This is a genomic window from Microcoleus sp. K5-D4, assembly GCF_036704575.1.
Classification (GTDB): Bacteria; Cyanobacteriota; Cyanobacteriia; order Cyanobacteriales; family Microcoleaceae; genus Microcoleus.
This window is the reverse complement of record NZ_JAUBSD010000082.1, coordinates 13,588-35,831: the sequence shown is the minus strand read 5'-3', so window position 1 is coordinate 35,831 and position 22,244 is coordinate 13,588. Positions and strand designations below refer to the sequence as shown.

11 protein-coding genes are annotated in these 22,244 nt (G+C 43.8%); 5 read left to right on the top strand and 6 right to left on the bottom strand.

Annotated elements, in window-relative coordinates; translation table 11 throughout:
* The 4 genes from QUA77_RS22230 to QUA77_RS22215 form a co-directional block, all read left to right on the top strand.
* Window positions 1-693, top strand: a 693-nt coding sequence (locus QUA77_RS22230; protein ID WP_333452542.1) for a transposase, incomplete at its 5' end; no start/stop codon positions are given.
* A 75-nt stretch (window positions 694-768) separates the two neighbouring features.
* Window positions 769-894 carry a hypothetical protein gene (locus tag QUA77_RS22225; RefSeq protein WP_333452540.1) on the top strand — a complete coding sequence of 42 codons (126 nt, stop codon included), beginning with the start codon at window positions 769-771 and terminating at the stop codon, window positions 892-894.
* Window positions 895-1,346: 452 nt separating this feature from the next.
* Window positions 1,347-7,838, top strand: coding sequence for a PAS domain S-box protein (locus tag QUA77_RS22220; RefSeq protein WP_333452538.1), 6,492 nt, complete (start codon window positions 1,347-1,349; stop codon window positions 7,836-7,838).
* Window positions 7,839-8,089: 251 nt separating this feature from the next.
* Window positions 8,090-9,310, top strand: a complete 1,221-nt coding sequence (locus QUA77_RS22215; RefSeq protein WP_333041389.1) for a hybrid sensor histidine kinase/response regulator — start codon at window positions 8,090-8,092, stop codon at window positions 9,308-9,310.
* A gap of 220 nt (window positions 9,311-9,530) precedes the next feature.
* Here QUA77_RS22215 and QUA77_RS22210 read toward each other — a convergent pair whose 3' ends face one another.
* The gene (locus QUA77_RS22210; protein ID WP_333452536.1) at window positions 9,531-9,683 is read right to left on the bottom strand and encodes a hypothetical protein; all 153 of its coding nucleotides are present in this window, start codon (window positions 9,681-9,683) and stop codon (window positions 9,531-9,533) included.
* Between the two features lie 196 nt (window positions 9,684-9,879).
* On the opposite strand from QUA77_RS22210, the gene QUA77_RS22205 reads away from it, so the two are divergent.
* Entirely contained in the window at window positions 9,880-14,901 is a 5,022-nt protein-coding gene (locus QUA77_RS22205; RefSeq protein WP_333452534.1) for a PAS domain S-box protein, read from the top strand.
* A 361-nt stretch (window positions 14,902-15,262) separates the two neighbouring features.
* Here QUA77_RS22205 and QUA77_RS22200 read toward each other — a convergent pair whose 3' ends face one another.
* The 5 genes from QUA77_RS22200 to QUA77_RS22180 form a co-directional block, all read right to left on the bottom strand.
* On the bottom strand, window positions 15,263-16,924 hold the full coding sequence (locus QUA77_RS22200; RefSeq protein ID WP_333452532.1) for a diguanylate cyclase domain-containing protein: 1,662 nt from the start codon (window positions 16,922-16,924) through the stop codon (window positions 15,263-15,265).
* 128 nt (window positions 16,925-17,052) lie between these two features.
* Window positions 17,053-17,505 (bottom strand): response regulator, encoded by a 453-nt coding sequence (locus QUA77_RS22195; RefSeq protein WP_333041392.1) that lies wholly within the window; start codon window positions 17,503-17,505, stop codon window positions 17,053-17,055.
* The gene (locus QUA77_RS22190; protein WP_333041393.1) at window positions 17,502-17,672 is read right to left on the bottom strand and encodes a hypothetical protein; all 171 of its coding nucleotides are present in this window, start codon (window positions 17,670-17,672) and stop codon (window positions 17,502-17,504) included. Before QUA77_RS22190 ends, QUA77_RS22195 begins: the two co-directional genes overlap by 4 nt.
* 465 nt (window positions 17,673-18,137) lie before the next feature.
* A complete protein-coding gene (locus QUA77_RS22185) occupies window positions 18,138-20,045 on the bottom strand; it encodes a PAS domain S-box protein (protein ID WP_333452530.1) in 1,908 nt (635 codons plus the stop codon).
* Window positions 20,046-21,986, bottom strand: coding sequence for a response regulator (locus tag QUA77_RS22180; RefSeq protein WP_333041395.1), 1,941 nt, complete (start codon window positions 21,984-21,986; stop codon window positions 20,046-20,048).
* Window positions 21,987-22,244: the final 258 nt, after the last annotated feature.

Sequence of the window (22,244 nt, the reverse complement as noted above, 5' to 3'; positions counted from 1 at the left end):
TTATTGGATCGAGGCTTCTATCACTTCGCTTTTTGGTCAAAACTCATTTCTCAAGAAATTGGATTTATCACTCGAATCAAGAAAGGTGCATCTTATCAGGTAGAGCGGGTATTAACAAATACCTATGATATCAAAGACCAGATAATTAAAATAGGTGCAGGGACAAAAAAGACACCAGCCTTGACTATAAGATTAGTACAAATTCGCTCCAAGACTTCCTGGCGTTCTTATCTGACAAGTGTCCGAGAACCTGAAATATTGCCCCCCTATGTAGTAGCAGATTTATATCACAGACGCTGGCGAATAGAAGAGGCATTTTCTACAGTAAAAAGATTATTAAATCTGAGCTATTTATGGACAGGTTCATTAAACGGAATCAAGCTCCAAATCTGGGGGACTTGGCTATTTTATGCGGTTTTAGTAGATTTAGGAGATGCAGTTGCCGATGAATTAGGAGTACCAATTGAACGGATTTCATTAGAAATGATTTATCGGGGTATGTATCATTTCTCTGTTGCCTATCAAAAAGGATTAGCTTCGGACTTAGTTAAGTATTTTGCCGCCGATAAAAATCAAGATTTAGGGATTGTTAAGCGACAGCGAAAACCTCATGTCAGGCTAATTATTTCTCCTTTCCCGGGAACTCAAAGAAGTCCCGAACAATTTTTTTTCAACAATAAAGGAACAAATTGAGTCATATTTTAATTGGGTCAACAGGTAAAAGATGAGTAATTTGACTCATTGACAATAGTGCTTTTAGCTTAACTTGTGAGTAATGATATCGCTCGGATTGTGTTGGTAGCGGAATCCAAGGGCAACAAAGGGTGGGGTTCGATCGCGCGATCGGCTGAACCCGCCCAAAAACCGATACTTATTTTCCGACAGGAGTCGTGAGTCGCCCAAAATTTTAGATTCTAGTTCAACCTCCCCGATTCATCGGTGGACTACATCTAAAATCTAAAATCGTGTCACAGGGGCGATCGCCCAAAAAAATACTAAGCAGCTTAGTTTCCTCCTGAAACCCAGCTTCTAAAAACCTTAAAAAATTTCCCCCTGATGGCGTTAGCCTACTTAGAGGAAAAACACAATCGCATAGATATCAGATATTGTACCATTTTCAAGAAGCCTTTTAAGGGCTGGTTAGAAGAACCCCTCCCAAGAAAATTTACTCTTGGTGAAATGGGCCGGAAAGCCCGTTCTTGAGAACCGTTCAACATCTGAGATAAAGTGCATTGTAATTGTTGAACCAAAGAGTTTTTAACTGGGAACGGCGGGATTTGTGGCTATACAATTCTTTATATGCTATAATAGTTGGCTAAACTGCCTTATGACAAAAAACAAGGTATATGATATCAGTTTTGAGCCCACCCGCAAAGCGAAACGGCTTTAAAGTTCTTCTGGTCGAAGACAATCAAGCAGAAGCCGATCTGATTGAAGAATTATTATTAGAAACAAACCTCAGTAGAGCCGAACCCCAGAGGCTATCAGTAAGTTGTACAGACCGTCTCAGCAAAGCGCAGCAACTTTTGGTCAGCGAACATTTTGATGTGATTTTACTAGATCTTTCGCTGCCCGACAGCCAAGACTTAAATACAATTGTCAAAATACAAGAATATAGCCTAAATACTCCGATTGTCGTACTGACTGCCCGCAACGATGAAGAGCTTGCCGTGCAGTCAATCCAAGCCGGAGCTCAAGATTATCTAGTCAAGCGAAAAATTGACAGCGAAGTGTTAATTAGATCGCTTCGTTATGCAGTCGAGCGACAGCACAACCAAGAAGCTTTACGAAAAAGCGAAGAAAAATATCGCTCGGTAGTCGAGAATTCTCTCGTCGGCATTGCCATTCTGGCTCCTCCGAGTTGCCCCTCAGCACCCGAAAAATGCGAGTGGTTGGAAGTAAACGATGCTTTGTGCGATTTGCTGGGATACGATCGCCAGGATTTTTGGCATGAGAATTGGGAGAGGTGGGTTTTTCCTGAAGACTTGCAGTCGAGTTTAGAGCAGTTAAATAAAATTTTGGCAGGGGAGAGTGAAGGCTATGTTTTAGACCAAAGGTGGCGCCGAAAAGACGAAAAAACAGTTTATACTAGAGTTTCCCTGCGCTGTATTCGCGCCCAAGACGGCTCGATAGACCGCCTGATTAAAGTAGTCTTGGACGTGAGCGATCGCTACCGTTACGAAGCTCAATTAAAAGCATCAGAAGAGTTTTTAAATCACACGATTAATTCGACTCCTGACCCGATTTTTGTTAAAGATGAGCAGCACAGATGGATCGTATTAAACGATGCTTTTTGCAATTTGATAGGAAAAAGGCGATCGGAACTGATTGGCAAGTCAGGATACGATTTTTTCCCCCCAGATCAAGCGGCTTTTTTTTGGCAACAAGACGAGCAAGTATTGCAAAGAAGTCTTTCTCAGGAAACAGAAGAAAATTTTACCGATCGCGGCGGAAAAGAACGCATTATATCTACCAAGAAAACAGTTTTTAACAAAGCCGACGGTCGTAAAATGTTGGTCGGAACAATGCGAGATGTTACCGAATACAAACGCCAGCAAATTGCCTTGCAGGAAAGCGAAGCTCGATTTCAAATAATGACCGACAACGTGCCGGGAATGATTTATCAATATCGGCTTTATGTAGATGGTAAAATATCTTTCACTTACGTTTCTTCTGGCAGTTTGCAGATCTACAATTTAAAACCAGAACAAATAGAAGAAAATGCCACTTTGGCTTTTGCAACAGTTCACCCAGACGACATCTCAGACTTGCAGCGATCGATCGCAACTTCGGCGGCGACTCAGCAAGCTTGGCAACACCAGTGGCGGCAAGTTATGGGAGATCGAGTGAAATGGCTGCAAGGCGCGTCGAAGCCAGAAAGGCAAGCCAACGGTGATATAGTTTGGGACGGTTTGGTGATGGATGTTACCGAATTGAAACAAACCCAGCAAGACCGTGATCGATTTTTTAATCTCTCGCTGGATTTACTTTGCATTGCAGGTTTTGATGGGTATTTTAAACGCTTAAACCCCGCTTGGTCAAATGTATTAGGTTATAGCAGTGATGAAATCTTAGCCAAACCTTTGATAGAATTCGTCCATCCAGAAGACCTAGAAATTACTGTAGCGGAGTTAGAAAAACTTAAAAAAAGCCACCCCGTTATTAGCTTAGAAAACCGCTATCTTTGCCAAGATGGTACTTATAAATGGCTGTCGTGGACAGCATCGCCGTTTGCAGAAGAAGGTTTGATTTACGCAGTTGCCCGCGACGTTACATTTAGCAAGCAAGCTGAAGCTGAATTGCGTAAGAGCGAAGCCACTAACCGCGCTCTTTTAAATGCGATACCAGACATGATATTTCGCTGTCGGGCAGACGGCACTTTTGTAGACTTCAAGCCTGCCAAAAATTTCGAGAAAATCATCCCACAAAAAACACTAATTGGCAAAAAAGCACAAGACATATTGCCGGCGGCTTTTGCTGAAAAAATCTTGTCGGGCAATCAACAAGCGATCGCCACGGGCGAGATTCAAGTTGTAGAATATCAAATGCCCGTTAATGATGAACTCTACGATTTTGAAGCGCGAATTGTTTTCTGCACGGATGACGAAATTATCGCGATCGTCCGCGACATCACCAATCGCAAACGTTTTGAGTCAAAACTCCACAGGCAAGCAGCGGCAATGGCTGCCGCTTCCGAAGGTATAGCCATAATCGATACCGACGGACTTTTGATTTATTGCAACGCAGCCCGACTAAAAATCTACGGTTACGACTCTCTCGAAGAACTGTTAGGCAAAAGTTGGAAAGTATGCTACGAAGGTGCAGAACTGCAAAGGTTTGAGCAAGAAGTTGTGCCTACTTTAGTGCAGAAAGGTTGGTACATGACCGAAGCAGTAGGATGCCGCCGCGACGGCTCGAAGGTTCCTTTAGATGTATCGCTGACAATGCTAGCCGGCGGAGAAACTATTTGCGTTGTTCGCGATATTTCCCAAAGGAAACAAGCAGAAGCAGCACTGCGAGAGAGCCAGCGATTCATTCAACAAATTGCAGGGGCAAGTCCTAATATTTTGTATGTTTGTGACTTAATTGAAAAAAAAAATATCTATGGAAACGCTTCTATATACCACATTCTTGGCTATAAAGTAGAGGAGATTCAGGCAATGGAACCGTGGATGATGTCAACTTTAATCCACCCCCAAGATTCAATTAAAATGCCTGATTATTTACAGCAAGTTGAAACAGGCAGCGAAGGGGATATCTTTGAAATTGAATACCGAATTAGGCACAAGGATGGTTCTTGGCGCTGGATGGTCAGCCGAGATACTGTATTTGCAAAAACAGCAGACGGTAAGTTAAAACAAATTCTCGGCACGGCAACTGATATTACAGAAAGCAAGCAAGCAGAAGATGAAATAAAGCTGTTGCTGGCAGCAACTCAAGCCATTAGTCAATTTGCAGATTTTCACAGCGCCCTCCCAGATATTTTGCGGTTGCTGTGCAATGCGATCGGCTGGAATTTTGCGGAAGCTTGGATACCGACTGCTAACGGTACTTTTTTGGAACACAGCGAAACTTGGTACGCTAGCGAGCGCGATTTAGATACGTTCGGACGCGAAAGTAAAAAAATTAGATTCGCCGCCGGAGTGGCAGTACCTGGACGCATTTGGTCAACCAGCAAGGTAGAATGGATTGAAGATATTTCTCTAGCCACAAATCATCTTTTTGCCCGAGCGCAAATGGCGGCATCAGTCGGATTGAAAGCTTGTTTCGGAGTGCCAATTCACGCTAGCTCAAAGGTGCTAGCAGTTTTAGTATTCTGCAAGCGCGACCGCTCAATTATGGAACCGCGTATAGTAGAGTTGGTCAAGGCTGTAGCGACTCAATTGGGCGATCATATTCAGCGCAAACAAGCCGAAGAAGAATTGCGTAAAAGTGAAGAACGCTGGCAGTTAGTTCTCAAAGGCAATCAAGACGGAATTTGGGATCTGAATCTTCAAACAAATGAAGCTTTTCGATCGGCCCGCTGGCAAGAAATTATCGGTTACACAGACGGCGACATCGACAGCAACTACAGCGCATGGATCGATCGCATCCATCCAGACGATCGCTCACGAGTCCAAGCAGCGATCCAAGGTTATCTCGATCGCCAAACCCCCAATTACGCCGCCGAATACCGCTTGCAGTGTAAAGACGGTAGCTATAAGTGGGTGCTCGCCCGCGCTCAAGCCGTTTGGGATCAAGCCGGAAACCCTCTGCGGATGGTGGGTTCGATGACGGATATTAGCGATCGCAAAGCAGCAGAATTAGCTTTACTCAAGGTCACTCAAGCCGTCGAAAGTACCAGCGATGCGATCGTGATTGCCGACTTGAAAGGGCGGTCTATTTACCACAATCAAGCCTTCATTCAGCGCTACGGCTACACAGTGGAAGAACTCAATGATATTGGCGATATGACCGCGCTTTATGTCCGGCATAAAAATTACAAACAAATCTATAAAAGCCTTCGCCAAGGTCGCTCTTGGTCTGGCGAAGCTTCCCTGCACACTAAGAGCGGCGAAGCAGTAACTGCTCTGGTGCGAGCCGACAGTATTCAAGATATTAATGGAAATTACATCGGCTTAATTGCAGTGATTACCGATATCACAAAACGCAAAGAATCAGAGCTGATTTTGCGGCAAAAGTTAAAGCGCGAACAGTTGGCAGTAGCCATGCTGGAACGCATTAGATCTTCTCTCAATCTTGAAGAAATTCTTACCAAAAGTGTCGAAGAAGTGCGACATTTTTTGCAAGTAGACCGTACTATTATTTACCAATTTAATCCGGATTGGAGCGGGTTTATCGCTGTCGAGTCGGTTGCCGAAAATGTCCGACCAATTGTAGGAATGGAAATTTATGACCCCTGTTTCGGGTCAGCCTACGTTCCTCTTTACCAAGAGGGCAGAATTAGAGCCATAGAAGATGTTCAAAATGCCGGGCTGGCCGACTGCCACTTGGGTTTGTTGACTCGGCTCGATGTGAGAGCGAATCTGGTAGTGCCGATTTTGCAAGGCGAAAACTTGTGGGGGCTGTTAATTGCCCACCACTGCACGGGCCCGCGTCCCTGGCAGCAATTGGAGGGAGAGTGCCTAAAACAATTGGGGGTGCAGTTGGCGATCGCCATTCAGCAATCGATGCTCTTTGAGCAAGCACAAACCGAAATTGCCGATCGCAAACTTGCAGAAGCCGCCCTGCAATTAGCTAAAGAAGCCGCCGAATCCGCCAACCGCGCTAAAAGCGACTTTCTCGCCAACATGAGCCACGAATTGCGGACGCCTTTGAACGGGATTTTGGGATACATTCAACTGCTCAAAGTCGATAAAAACTTTACCGCCGATCAACAGGAAAGTCTTAACAACATTCACCAGTGCGGCAACCACCTGCTGATGCTGATTAATGATGTTTTAGACCTCTCAAAAATCGAAGCTAGTAAAATGGATCTGTCGCTGACAAACGTGCATTTTTCCAGTTTTTTGAAAGGTATTATTGATTTGTTCCAGATGCGCTCAGCTCAAAAAGGAATTGCTTTTAATTATGAGCAGGTTTCAGCGCTTCCAGACGGCATTTTGGCCGACGAAAAAAGGTTGCGTCAAGTTTTGATTAATTTGCTCAGCAATGCCGTTAAGTTTACGAACAGCGGCAGCGTTACATTCAAAGTCGGTTATGCAGAAAATTTCCCGGCTAATTATCCTCCAACCAACGGCAAAAATTCTAGTTTGACAGCGGAAATTGCCCCTCAAATAATCAATTTGACCGCTAATTTAGACGCGCAGCAAATGTCTAACCCGCCGCTAGGAACAACAGAAGCGCCCGAGGGGATAATAGCAGACAATACCGGCCGTACCCCTACCCATAAAATTCGCTTTCAAATCGAAGATACCGGCATTGGCATCGGGCAGAATAAATTAGAAGAAATATTTTTGCCTTTTCATCAAGTGGGCGATCATAACAATTTCGTCGAAGGTACCGGACTGGGACTTTCCATCAGCCAAAAATTAGTCAAAATGATGGGCAGCCAAATTCGCGTCCAAAGTAGCTGCGGCAAAGGCAGCATATTTTGGTTGGATCTAGACTTGCCAGCAGTCGCCCAGTGTTCGGAACTCCCCTCCCGCCAAGAAAAAAGCCGGCTTGTAGGTTTTATCGGCCCTCAGCGGAAAGTGCTAATCGTGGACGATCACGAAGTAAATCGCGCCATGTTGCACAGGCTGCTTTTTCATTTAGGCTTTGAAATTGCAGAAGCTACAGACGGCGAAGACTGCTTGCACAAAGCACAGGAATTTCTACCGGATATAATTTTAATGGATTTGCTGATGCCGGTAATGAACGGTTGGGAAGCTACCAGGCGGCTGCGACAGTTGCCGGAATTAAAAGATACGGTTATCCTTGCTTTGTCCGCTAACGTTTACGAGACTACCAAGCAAGAGAGCATACTTGCAGGTTGCGATAATTTTCTCACCAAACCGATTCAAACTAATGAGCTTTTAGAATTATTGCGCCTGCATTTGAGACTAGAATGGGTTTACGAAGAAGGATCACAAACCAAAAAGCGGACAGATCAAACTGCAAAAGCATCTTCTGAGATTGCTGCTGCTGACTCAACGATGGTGTCTCCTGCCTCAGAGTCAGTCTTGGCGTTGTTAAGATTGGCTGCAATGGGCGATATTGAAGCTATTTTGGAAGAAACTGCTAAACTCGAACATTCTGACCCGACATTAGGGCTTTTCGTTCATCACCTGCGCCAACTTGCTAAAGGATTTCAGCTCAAGCAAATTCGAGATTTTTTGAAGCAACATTTGTCCTAAAATTGACGGTAGCTAACAGACAACTCAAAATCAGTTAAATCTCGGGCCCAGAGTACCATTCTCAATTAGGTGTTCTGGCCTCCCGCGAAGCGACAACTTAATTTGCTTGGGCGGCCCGGACTCGCAGCCGGCTCCTCAAAGGGTTATTGCAAATAGAAGCCTCTAGGAAGCAACCGGGTTTCTAGAGCCGCCAAAAATTCATTGAATCCCATTTAACCTCACAACCCACAACTCAAAAATCAAAAATTTGAATGTTTCCCTTGAATATGAACGATAAGAATTCCGAAAGAAGCATCATACTAATTGTCGATGATAACCAAACAAATCTGGACGTACTTTTCGAGTTGTTAAGGAATTACGGGTTTAAAGTATTAGTGGCTCTAGACGGCGAAAGTGCGATCGAGCAAATTGACTACATCCATCCAGACTTGATTCTTTTGGATATCATGATGCCAGGAATTGACGGTTTTGAAACTTGCCGACGTTTGAAAGCAGACCTGTCAACGCAAGATATTCCCATCATATTTATGAGCGCCCTTTCCGATACGCCGGATAAAGTAAAAGGCTTTCAGACAGGAGCCGTTGACTACATCACTAAGCCTTTCCAGCACGAAGAAGTTTTGAGCCGGATTCAAACCCACTTGACAATCCGCAGCTTGCAAAAAAAACTCGAAGAAAAAAACCTCGAACTTGCCCACCTCAACCAAAACCTGGAAAGACTTGTTGAACAAAAAACCAAGCAATTAATAAACCAGGAAAAAACAGCCATCATCGGACGTTTGACTCAGGGCATGGTTCACAATCTCAAAAGTCCGCTGCAAGTGATCCAGACTAGCGTCGATTTGATTGAAACAAAAGCCACACAACTTCAAGAAGACTCTCTGTTTAACTATACTAAATATATTTTTCAAGCAGTCACAAAAATCAATCAGATCATGGATACTCTGATGATGAAAAGCCGAAACGAGCAAAAGCAAGATTTGCACCCGGTGAATATCAACGATTTAGTGCAGCGAGAAATTCAGCTATTGGAAGGCAACCTGTATTTTAAAAATAAGATTAGAAAAAAATACTTTTATGACGAAGAAATTGCTAGTATTCCATTAATTTATTCCTATCTTTCTCAAGTATTTTATAATTTAATCAATAATGCAATGGATGCTATGTGGGAAAAGAAAAGCAGAGAAATAACTATCGTGACTCGGCAAGATGACTCGAACATATACATGGATATTGCAGATACGGGATGCGGCATATCATCTGACGATTTGCCAAAAGTTTTTGACCCTTTTTACACCTCCAAGCCGCCTAAAGGTGAGGAAAAAACCGAAGGCGAACCGACAGGAACAGGTTTAGGACTTTATACTTGTATTGAACTTTTAAAACCTTTTAACGGTGAGATTGCTATTAGCAGTAATGTCGGTCAAGGCAGCGTGTTTACAGTTGTGCTGCCCAAACCGCAGACAAATTGAGCGACTCAACTGAGTTAAATTGTGTCCGGTTAGACAACCATAACTAAGTTGGTAATTAAATTTGTAGCAAAGAATGCAAGTCTTGGTTACTTGCTCAAGAAAAAACTTGCATTGCTCAATACAAATAGGCGCTAATTGCGGGTCATTAACCGAACACAATCTCAGCTCGTATTTTGTAAATCAACGGTAATTATTGTAGTTTAGTAGTAATACCATCTTGCTATTCCCCTGCCAAAGGTTGTAAATTAAAATAGAGTTGAGTGGCAAGATTGGTAAGAGTATAATAGTTTTGGGCCACTAGGTTTGGGGCGAGGCGGAAAACTTGCAGCGAACAACTCAATTCTATAAATAAATCTGCGTGGTCTGCAAGCACACAGCCCACTCTCAAGCGTGTGGTTCAAGTTCCCCAATCATCAGCTAGGTAGCTGCATCCGCTGCTGACATTTTATAATTACTAAAAAATAGCAAAAGGATAGCAGGAAAAAAAATGCCACTGTACGCAAAAACCCAATTGCGATAGTCATCAGTCATTCCAAATCTCAAATCAAAAATATAAAATATAAAATGGTATGACATCTGTTTTTGAGTCAACTTTAACGCCTGCTTGTTTGAAAATTCTTTTAGTAGAAGACTGTGCAGAAGATGCAGAACTCATTCAAGAACTGCTGTGTGAACCCCAACTAGGAAAGTCAATTGATCTGACCAATGTAGTTCGCCTCCGGGAAGCTATAGAAATTTTAAGCGACAAAATTTTTGATGTAATTTTATTAGATCTTTCACTTCCTGACAGCCTAAAATTTAATACTTTTTTCCGACTTCAAGATTGCTGTATAAATACTCCGATCGTCATTCTGACAGCGGCCGATGACGAAGAACTAGCTGTCGAGTTAATTGCCGCCGGCGCCCAAGATTATCTGGTGAAAAGACAGGTAGACAGCCGGCTGCTGGTACGGACGCTCAGGTGCGCGATCGCCCGCCAGAAACGGCAAGCAGAATGGCAAAAAAGTCAAGAAAAATACCAGCAGGTTGTTGGCAATATCAAAGAAGTCGTTTTTGAAACAAATACTGCTGGCAATTGGACTTTTCTCAATCCGGCTTGGACGGAAATTACCGGATTTACCGTTGATGAAAGCTTAGGAACTTCCTGTTTGAGCTACATTCATTCTGAGGATCACCACCAATATTTAAATTCGTTTAAAGGTCGGAGACCCAATCAACAAATATCCTGTTGTTACCAAAGTCGATATGTTACCAAAAATGGGGAAATTCGGTGGGTGGAAGTGCAAGAATTTTTTATTTTTGGCGGGAACGGCGAGGCGCAGGGGACGACAGGAACTATCAATGATATTACAGATAAGATTTTAGCACTTTCCGAACTAGAAGCTAGTAAAAAGTTTTTGAATTATACAATCGATGCAGTTGCAGACCCACTTTTTGTCAAGGATGAACAGCATCGTTGGATACTGTTAAATGATGCTTTTTGCAAGCTGATCGGGAAGCAACGCGAGCAACTACTCGGCAAATCGGATTATGACTTTTTCCCAAAACAAGAAGCTGAAATTTGTTGGCATACTGACCAACAAGTCTTTAGGACGGGGAAAGAAAACGAGAGTGAGGAAATATTTACGGACGCCAACGGTGCAAAGCACATTCTGTCTACTAAAAAAACTGTCTTTGAAAATACCGATGGCAGTAAAATTCTCGTGGGAATAATTAGAGATATCACTCAGGATAGGCGCAAACAATTAGCGCAGCAAGAAAGCGAAGCTAGACTGCGGCAACTTGCTGCCAACTTGCCGGGAATAATTTATCAATTTCGTCTCTCAACCGACGGTCAAAAAAGTTTTCCTTATATTTCTTCTGGCAGCCGCTATTTATTTGAATTGGAACCAGAAAATATTCAGCAGAATCCTCAACTAATTTTTAATTTAATTCATCCAGATGATCGTCAAAAATTTGAAGAATCTATTGCTGTCTCTGCGGCAAATATGCAGCCCTGGCAACAGGAATGGCGCGCGATTGTACCGTCGGGTAAACTTAAGTGGATGCAAGGGGTTTCCAGACCGGAACGAGTTAATTGTCCGACGGAAATAGGGCAGGAAGGGGATATAGTTTGGGAAGGCATGGTGCTGGATATTACTGATTTAAAACAGGCCGAGGCAGCTTTGCGGGAGAGTGAAGCCAGATTTCGATCGCTGGTTGAGAATATCCCAGGCGCTATCTGCCGCAGCTTGTATGATGCTGAGTGGACGATGGTATTTATTAGTGATGAAATTGAGGTCATTAGTGGGTATCCTGCTGGGGATTTTATTGGCAACAACGGCTTGAGTTTTGCCAGCATTGTCCACGAGGCAGACAAGGAAATGGTCGATCGACAAATCAGCGCAGCAGTAGAGTCGAAACAGCCGTACAATCTAGAATACCGGATTGTTCGCGATGACGGGGCGGTGCGGTGGATGTCGGAAAGAGGTAGGCCAACTTACAATCTAGAAGGGCTTGTTTTGTGGCTCGACAGAGCGATTTTTGATATTACCGATCGCAAACAAGCCGAAATGACTCTGTGTCTGGTAACTCAAGCTGTAGACAGTGCTAGTGATGCGATCGCGATCGCAGATTTGGATGGTTATTCCGTTTATCATAATCAAGCATTTATTCAGCGCTACGGCTATACAGTTGAAGAACTAAATAATGCTGGCGGCCCAGCAGTAATGTATCCCCGATCTCAAGACTTGAGAAAGTTATTTAGGGTGCTGCGGAAAGGTTTTTCCTGGGAAAGTGAAATTGAAATTAAGAGTAAAAATGGCGCTATTATAGAAACTTTTTTGCGAGCTAACTGCATTAAAGATAGCGCTATGCAACCGATAGGAATGATAGCTATCATTGCCGATCTCACAGAAATAAAACGCACCGAGTCGGCATTAAAACTCAGTCAAGAGCGATTGCAGTTGGCAGTTTCAGGCAGCTCTTTGGGGCTGTGGGATTGGAATATAGCTACTGGCGAAACTTATTTCGACTTTTATTGGAAATCAATGCTAGGCTATGCAGAAACCGAAATTGAAAATAACCTCAAAGGTTGGGAAAGTTTGGTGCATCCAGAAGACCGAGTAAAGGTAATGGAATGTTTAAATTCCTATTTGGAAGGTGAGACTGATATCTATGAATTTGAATTTCGGATGCTCAACAAAGGGGGGAATTGGCAGTGGATTCTGGCGATGGGCAAGGTAGTCGAGTACGACGAATGGGGTGCGCCGTTGCGGATAACAGGCACTCACAAAGATATCAGTGCCCGCGTTGCAGCAGAAGCAGAAAAAACTCAGTTGATCGCATCTTTGCAACAACTTGCCGAACAGTTGCAAGCAGCGCAAAAAATAGCCCGCATCGGCAATTGGGAATTCGATAGGGAGGCAGGAGTTATTACTTGGTCGGAGGAACTGTTTCGAGTTTACGGTCGAGAATTGAATCTGCCACCGACAATGGAAGAACTTTTCGAGCAAATTCATTCCGATGACAAAGAAAGGTTTGCAGAAGTTGTAGAAAAAGCAGTGACTGAAGGGACAGCTTACGATATCGACCACCGCATCTATTTTCCATCAGGAGAAATCAGGCACGTCAACTGTAAAGGACAAGCTATTAAAAATGAGTTGGGTCAGGTGGTGCGGCTGTTTGGCACGGCAATGGACATTAGCCATCGCAAAAAAGCAGAAATTGCTTTACAAGAAAGCGAACAGCGATTTCGCGCTGTATTTGAACAAGCGGCAATTGGCATTGTTAAAGTGTGGCCAGACGGTCAATTTTTGAATGCCAATCAAGGGTTTTGCAATATTGTCGGATACTCGGAATTGGAGCTGAAATCACGAAATGTTGGGGATATTTCTCACCCCAAAGATCTAGCAGCCGATGTCGAGTCGCGCGACAGACTGTTAGCTGGGGAAATTTTTAATTATTCCCTTGAAAAACGCTTTATTCGCAAAGACAGTTCATTTGTTTGGACTAATATGACTGTATCTTTAGTGCGGGATGGGTTTGGGGAACCTAGCTATGTAATTGGTGTGATTGAAGATATTAGCACTCGCAAACTTGCTGAGGCTATATTGCGCCAGCAATTAAAGCGAGAACGCCTGGTGGTAGGAATGCTGGAACGCATTCGCTCTTCTCTCAATTTAGAAGAAATTTTGACAAAAACTGTTGCTGAAGTACGGCATTTTTTACAAACAGACCGGACAGTAATTTATCAGTTTAATCCCGATTGGAGCGGTTTTGTAAATGTCGAGTCAGTGGGCAAAAATTGGCTGGCTATTCAGGGAATAACTATTGACGATTCCTGCTTTGAAGACCGCTATGCTTCTGCTTACGAACACGGTCGTACTGTAGCTGTGGATGATATTTACCAAGCTGATCTTTCCGAGTGCTACATTAATTTATTAAGTCAATTTCAGGTGCGAGCTAATTTGGTAGTGCCAGTTTTGCAAGGCGAGAAGTTGTGGGGGCTATTGATTGCTCACGAGTGCGCGGGCCCCCGTCACTGGCAGGAAATTGAGGTCGAGTGTCTCAAACAAATTAGCGTGCAGTTGGCGATCGCGATCCAGCAATCAATGCTGTTTGAGCAAGCACAAAGTGAAATTGCCGATCGCAAACAAGCCGAGTCAGCTTTGCAGGAATCGGAAGTGCGAGAACGTTCAAAAGCGCTAGAGTTAGAAACCGCTATTAACAAACTGCGAACGACTCAAGCTCAGCTCGTTCAAAATGAAAAAATGGTGAGCTTGGGTCAGTTAGTTGCTGGCGTTGCTCACGAAATTAATAACCCTGTTAGCTTTATTCACGGCAATCTCAATCCGGCTCGCAATTACACTTTAGATTTGCTGGAATTGATTAAAGTTTACCAGCATTACTGTCCTAATCCTCCAGCCCAAGTCTTGGAGAAAATTGATCAAATAGACTTGGATTATATCGCTGAGGATTTCCCGAAATTGTTTAATTCGATGCAAGTAGGAACCGAGCGAATTGTCGAGATTGTGAAATCGTTGCGTAATTTTTCACGATTGGACGAGTCCGCAGGGAAGTCGGTTAACATTCATGAGGGCATTGATAGCACGTTGATGATTTTGCAAAATCGGTTAAAATCTCACAGCAGTCATGGAGAAATTCAGATAGTTAAAGATTACCAACTATTGCCACAAATTGAATGTTTCCCTGGCGAGTTGAATCAGGTATTTATGAATATTTTAATTAATGCGATCGATGCTTTGGAAGAACGGGACAAGCAGCGTTCGATCGAGGAGTGCGATCGACATCCCAGCACGATCGCTATTCGCAGTTATCAGGCGGCTGCCGACTTCGTAGCGGTATCTATTGCGGATAACGGGCGAGGGATACCGGAGTCGGTGCGATCGAGGCTGTTTGACCCGTTTTTCACGACTAAACCTGTGGGCAAGGGTACGGGTTTGGGATTGTCGATTTCTCACTCAATTATCGTCGATCGCCACGGTGGCAGATTGAGCTGTATTTCGACACCGGGAGAGGGAGCGGAGTTTTTGATTGAAATTCCAGTCCGACCGAATTTAACAACTACAAATTCAAATTTGGGGCAATAAATTAGCAATTGGCAATTGAAATTTGGAAGCGAAAATGGGTAATATCTCACATCTGGCACCCTTCTCAAAAACAGGCAATATGCCTGTTAAACACCGAGTAAATTTTCTGGTGGAACAGGCATATTGCCTGTTCCTCAACAAGTAATTGAGAAGGCTGCAACATCTCAGTAATATCAAATACCGTAATATCTGAATTATACCCTGCAAGTGAGCATTCTCCTTACTCCATGTCACTCGATTGCATCCCACGGGCAGTGCACTCAGAAAATAATTATTCTGATGCAAAGGTCAACAATATGAGTTAGGAGTTGTGAATTAAAAATTAAACACGATATTACAAATTACAAATTACCTTCAACTTTTACATAAAAATCGGGGAAGATTCCGAGTTACTGCTGGCGTGACAAATGCGATTTTTGCCTTCGGTTTTGGCTTGAAAAAGGGCGCTGTCAGCGCTGCGAATTAGGGTGTTGGGAGATTCCTGGGCAGAAGGAATCGCTGTCGCAATGCCGCAACTGAGGGTAACGTAGGGGCCGATCGACGATCGCGCGTGGGGCAGTTTCAAGCTGGCGATGCCGTCGCAAATTTTCCGGGCGACAGCGTTTGCCCCTTCGGCGCTAGTGTTGGGCAGCACTAGGGCAAATTCTTCGCCACCGTAGCGGGCAGTCAAATCCCCAGCCCGCTTGGTGGCGCTGGCGATCGCCCCGGCAACTTGGCGCAAACAATCGTCCCCGCCGAGGTGCCCATAAAACTCGTTGTAAAGTTTAAAAAAGTCGATGTCCAACATAATTAAAGACAGCGACAGTTTCTCTCTTGCCAATCTGCGCCACTCTAAGTTCAAAACCCGATCGAACTGGCGGCGATTGGCAATGCCAGTCAGTCCGTCAGTAGTTGCCAGTTGCTGCAATTTTTGATTGGCTATTGCTAGCTTGCGGTAAAGTTGAGATTGTTCGATCGCGATCGCCACTTGATTTGCCAAGTGCTGTAAAAAATCTATTTCCCACTGCTGCCATTCCCTGACACCGCAGCAATTGTATGCTGTCAACATTCCCCACAAACTATTGCCATTTTCTGCGCTCGAATCCGGCAAATTTTTACTGTGCGCCTGCGGTTTTCCACTCGCGTGGTGCCAGATATAATTTTCCGCTGCATCTTGATTGTTCTCGACTTCCCAAACAGTGGCTTCTGGTGTTTCTTTTGCCGTTTCCCAGTCGCCTGATTGCCAAATTGGTACGCTTATAACTGCTGCAATTTCACAATCTGTCAACAATTCTTTGCAACTGCCAGCCAAGGGGGCAGTGCTGACATCTGCTATTGCTTGTACCGACTGGGATTCGACTAAAATAAAGCATGACACCGCCAAAGCAGCACTAATATTTTGGTTTTGAAGATAACCTTCTGGCAAACCGTCACCTGCGACGATCGCACCTTTTTGCTCTTCCCCGTCCAATTGAGACACCCAATCCTGACAGCGATAAATTAAAACGCGGTCTGTTTGGAGAAATTGGCGCACTTCTGCAACGGTACTTTGGAGAATGCTTGCCGGATCTATTGACGATCGAATATGTTCGATCATTTTGCCCAACAGCCGCTGTCGAAGAGCCTGCTGCCGCAATTGTTCTTCGATTTGCTGGCGTTCGATCGCGTAATGGATTGCCCGCACCAGCAGAGTTCTGTGAAATCTTCCCTTTACCAAACAATCTTGAGCGCCCCAGCGCAATACCGACCGGGCAATATTTTCATCGCTGATATCTGTCAGCACCACAATTGGCAATGTGGGCCATCGCCCTTTCAAAACTGCGATCGCCTCGCTTCCCCTCAAGCTGTCTGACACTGACAAATCTAATAATACGGCGTCAAACTTTTCTACTTCCAGACACCCGACTCCTCTCTCCAGAGAGGTAACAGTTTGGAGGAGAAATAGAGACTCGCTGAATGACCCTAGAAGGTCTTCGATCATTGTCGGAGCTCCGAGGTCATCCTCAACCAACAAAATTTTCAGACATTGGTGACGTGTTAACACAACTATAGCGTTCGGAGCGCGTCGAAGGCAACTTTTTTGTTTTGAGAGCGATACTTGCGATAAGCCAATATTTCGGCTTATTAAATTCACTATACACTCAAACTAGGCATTTAGCGCTCCATTAATGCTTACATATCCGGCGGGAGTGAAACGATTTCAAACCAATACTCACATAAAGTCTTCATTACTTCAAGCAAGCCTTCAAAAGTGACTGGTTTGGATATGAAAGAATTGGCTCCCAAGCGGTAGCAAAGCAAAATATCTCCTCTGCGGTGGGAAGTTGTGAGCATTACAACTGGAATTTGTTGCAAATGGGGGTCAGATCTGATCAAAGTTAGTGTTTCTCGCCCGTCCAGCCTCGGCATATTCAGATCCAAAAGTATCAAGTCTGGCTGATGCCAATTGCTGCTACCAAGATATTGACCGCGACGGTACAAGTAGTCTAGCACTTGTTCTCCATTTTCCACAAATTCGCTCGTAATTGCTAATCGAACTTCTCTCAGTGCTTCCTTCACCAAAAAGCGCGTGTCCTCGTCATCGTTTGCTATTAAAAGAGTAAAATTTTTCTTTTGATAATTCACGGCTTTGCCTCACTACCAAATTCTTTTGTGAGGTTACGGGACTTTGAGCCGTGTCTGACTACCTGCAAAGAATCTCTTGCCATCATCCGGTAAATCTGGCTGAGAACACTGAAATTGTGTTGCTGTAATTTACCGTTTTTCTCCATTTGCAAAGGTTTGCGAATCATGCTTGTTTCACTTGGCAGCCTGTCCGAGAACCGGCCAACTGCAAACACATCACAAATCCTTCTGGGCGAACTACTAGGGAAAGTATTGCATCCCAAAGCAAGATGCTCTGGATACAGTTGAAAAAAATTAACAAGTCTTGCGCGCACCGCTGATTTATAAGTTGTATAAGGATAGAGCTACTAGATTTATAGTGATAGATTAATCGCTCGATGTCATCAGTGAATATGCTACAGTTTATAAGCATTTTTGTAAAGAAAAGATAAAGCTATTTAAAGCTTAAGTAAAGGACGGGTGACAATCAAGCAATTTGGTGACAAGCGCCCGGATTCATCCGTGGAACGAGAAAAAAGCTCCCAATCCTCATCACAAGCCCCCGGATTTATCAGTAAGGTCGCTTTCTTCAATTCTAAAATCTAAATTCTAAAATCTAAAAATGATTGACTGCTTCAGGCGAACTGCTGACTTCACTTTGGTATAGGAATAGAAAAATAAAAAGTCGAGCCTCGATTGGGTTCTGATTCTACCCACAGGCTGCCACCGTGCCGATCGACAATTCTTTGACAAATCGCTAGACCGATACCAGTTCCCGAATACTGTTTTTGGGTGTGCAAGCGCTGAAAAATCTGAAAAATTCGCGGATGGTACTGTGAGGCAATCCCAATACCATTATCCTGCACTGAAAACACCCAGCTATCCCCCTGATGCGAAGCGTCCACCTGCACCACCGGCGCCTCACTGCTGCGGTACTTAATGGCGTTACCAATTAAATTTTGAAACAGTTGCAGCAGTTGAAAAGAGTCACCTTTTATCCTTGGCAAATTCCCCCTAGTCACTGAAGCTTGATTCTCGCGGATGGCCAAATGCAAATTAGCACAAGCATCCTCAAAAACCCGATTGCAATCTATCATCTCAAAAGGTTTCTGACTGCGACCGACCCGCGAATACTCCAGCAAGTCATCAATCAGCGCCTGCATCCGCTCGCAAGAATGAACAATATTGCGGATAAATTTATTCCCTTGGGCATCAAGTTGGTTGGGAAAGCGTTTTTCTAATAGTTGAGCGTAGCCAGCAATCGTGCTCAAAGGCGCTTGCAAATCGTGAGAAGCCACGTAAGCAAACTGTTCTAGTTCGGCATTAGAACGAGTTAATTCTTGAGCGTAGCGGGTTTGAGTGTCTAAACTCTCTTGCAGTAATTCTTGTACCAGCTTGCGTTCGGAAATATCCTCGATCGCACAAATCAAATACTGCAGCGTCCCCTTGACATCGCGCATTGCCGAAACAGTAACATTTGCCCAGCGCACTGCCTCATCTTTGCATAGCAAACGCTTTTCCACAGAAAAAGTTTGAATCTGCCCGGATAACAGCGAGCGCAGGTATTCTCTGTCCGCTTCTCTGTCATCTGGGTGAGTAATTGCCTCCCAATTTTGCTGTAACAATTCGGATTGTCCATAACGGACAATTTGACAAAAGCCGGGATTTACCCGCATAAATTTACCACAAAGCGCGGTTTTAGCTATGCCGACCGCAGCTTGCTCGAATATCGCGCGGAAGCGTTCTTCGCTGTCTCGTAGGGCAATTTCTGCTCGTTTGCGCTCGGTAATGTTACGAAATGTTACTGCCAGACCATCATTTAATTTGACCGCCACAATGTGCAGCCAAACAATTGTATCTCCCTCCTGTTCGTAATAAAATTCTTGGTCTACAGTTTCTCCTGTTTCTACTACAGAAACATACAAATCAAATAACCTTTTATTGCTAACCTGGGAAACTTTGGCTAACAAATTCTTGCCAACTATCTCATGTAATAGCAGACCATAAAATTTTTCAGCGGCAGGGTTGATTAAGAGCCACTGGAAATCTACAATATTTTCCTCACTGTTGCGGACAGCAGAATAAGCCACCACACAGTCTAAGGAACTATTTAATATGCTAGCAAGCAGCGACTGTGACTGTTGCAGTTGATAATTTTGTTCTTTTAATTGCTGTTGCAGTTTTTGCAATCGGACTTGCTTGTCGATGCGCGCTAAAACTTCTTCTACTTGAAATGGTTTAGTAATATAATCGGCGCCTCCTACTCGAAAAGCTTGTAGTTTATCGTTCATTTCATCTAATACGCTTAAAAAAATTACCGGAATTTGTTCAGTTTCTGGTGTTGCTTTCAGTCTCCGACAAACTTCATAACCGTTCATTTCCGGCATTCTAATGTCGAGCAAAATTAAATCGGGGCAATGGGTGCTCGCAACATTCAACGCCAGTTGACCGCAAATAGCTCGATAAACTTGATACCCCTGGGAGGTTAGCAGTTTGGATAAGAACCGCAGATTGCTTGGTTGGTCATCAACCACCAATACTTTAATTTCGCTATTATCCATTTATTTTAAACTCGATTGAGTTAAATCCATTATCTTGTCGAGTCGGTAATCGGCAAGCAAATCTTTTAAAGCCTCAGCTAAAGTTGGATGACTTTCCCAGATGCGATCGACAAGTTGAATCGCCAGCTCTTCATTAACATCATTAGCTGCGTCATAGAGTTCCTTCACCCAGCTTTGAGGCATCTGATCCAGCAGCCCTCCGAAAAATGAATCGGGTTTTTCGTTCACAGAATAACGCCGTAAAGCCCCGATAGGGAGTCGGGGCAACTCTTGATAAAGATAGCGCACTCCCAAGTAGCAAGCCATCTTATCAAAAAGGATTTGTTCTTGAAAAGGTTTCCGCACAAAATCGTCGCAACCTGCGGCGATAATTTCGCCTTTTTTTTCCTCAAAAGTGCTAGCAGTCAGAGCAATAATTATAGTTCGCCACTGAGTTTGTTTCTCTTTCGCTCTAATTTTTCGGACAGCTTCAAAACCGTCCATTACTGGCATTCGCGTATCCAGCCAAATTAAATGAGGCTGCCAAGTTTCCCAAAGTTCAACCGCTTGGTAGCCATTTTCCGCTTCTCGGACTTCAAAACCAATTGGTTGCAACATTTTAACCAGCAGCAGCCGATTTTCTTGATTGTCGTCAACTGCTAAAATCCGATAAACCGGTTGATCTGCTTCTAGTCCGATCACCCGCTGCAATGTCGCCATTGTTATTTCAGACGAAATAGCGGCAAATACTCGGATATTAAATTTAAAACTGGTTCCCTCACCTAAAACACTTTTAACCCAAATATCCCCACCCATTATCTGCACATATTTTTTAGTAATTGTCAAACCCAATCCCGTACCATCAGCAGCTTTTCTCCCGACTTGTGTTTGCACGAAAGCATCAAATAAAGTATCAATTTCTGCTGTTGCTATGCCAACACCCGTATCTTCAACTTCAAACAAAATTAACAATGGCTCGACTGAGGTAGAGTTAGGATGAATTTCCGATTCTGCAGGCTGTGACTGGTTGCTTTCCACGCTCACGCGCAGCCAAATACGGCCCCCGTCGTGAGTGAATTTCATGGCATTTGCCAGCAGGTTAATTAAGCAAACGCGCAGCTTTTTTTCGTCAGTTTTTATATATTGGGGAACATTTGCCTGGACGGAAAATCTCAGTTGCAGTTTTTTTGTTTCAGCTTTGATTTGAAACATTTCTTCGAGAGTGTCGAGGAGTTGATAAAGGTCAAAGCTGCGTTGATCTAAGCCAATTATCCCTGCTTCTATTTTCGACAAGTCTAAAACATCGTTAATTAGTTCCAGCAAATGTTGACCGCTGCGATTAATAATTCGGAGATTTTCGAGATTTTCGTGGCTGAGCAAAGAGTCGCGGCTCATGACTTGGGTAAAACCCAGGATGGCGTTCAGGGGAGTCCGCAATTCGTGGCTCATGTTGGCAACGAATTGACTTTTTGCTAGCGAAGCAGCGGCCGCTGCTTCTTCGGCTTTTTTGCGTTCTATTATTTCTTCTTGCAGTTCTTTATTGCGATCGAGCAATTGTTTTTTCAGTCTCTGGATAGTCAGTTGGTGTTCGATTCGCGCTAAAACTTCTGCTACATGAAACGGTTTTGTGACATAATCAACCCCTCCCACTTGAAAGGCGGTTAGTTTGTCCAATACTTCATCTAAAGCGCTGATAAAAATAACGGGAATGTCGGATGTCTTCGGATCTTCCTTGAGCTGTGTGCAGACTTCGTAGCCGTCCATTTCGGGCATTTTGATGTCGAGCAAAATCAAATCGGGAGAACCAGAGCGCGCGGCCCTGATTGCCATTTTGCCGTTAATTACGCCGCGGACTTTGTAGCCCCGATCGGACAGCGTTGCTGATAAAACTTGCAAATTTTCTGGAGTATCGTCAACAATTAATATGTTGCCTTTATTTTCTTCTATTTGATTGTTGGTCATCGAGCGCTATTTTGTGTTGATTTAAGAAGTGGTGAAATTATGAAAACTGGTTAAATCATCATTATAGCACTCCCTCCTCAATCAACTCCTTTTATATTTACAGAACTTATCCTAGTTAAGATTTGAGATTTGACCTTAAAGAATGAGGAATGACTGATGATTACGAAGGTGTGGAGCTGGCCTACAAGTAAATTAGTCTATCGGCCGCAGGCGAGTTTAGAAATAGGCGATCGACCTACATCATCAATAATCCTGAAC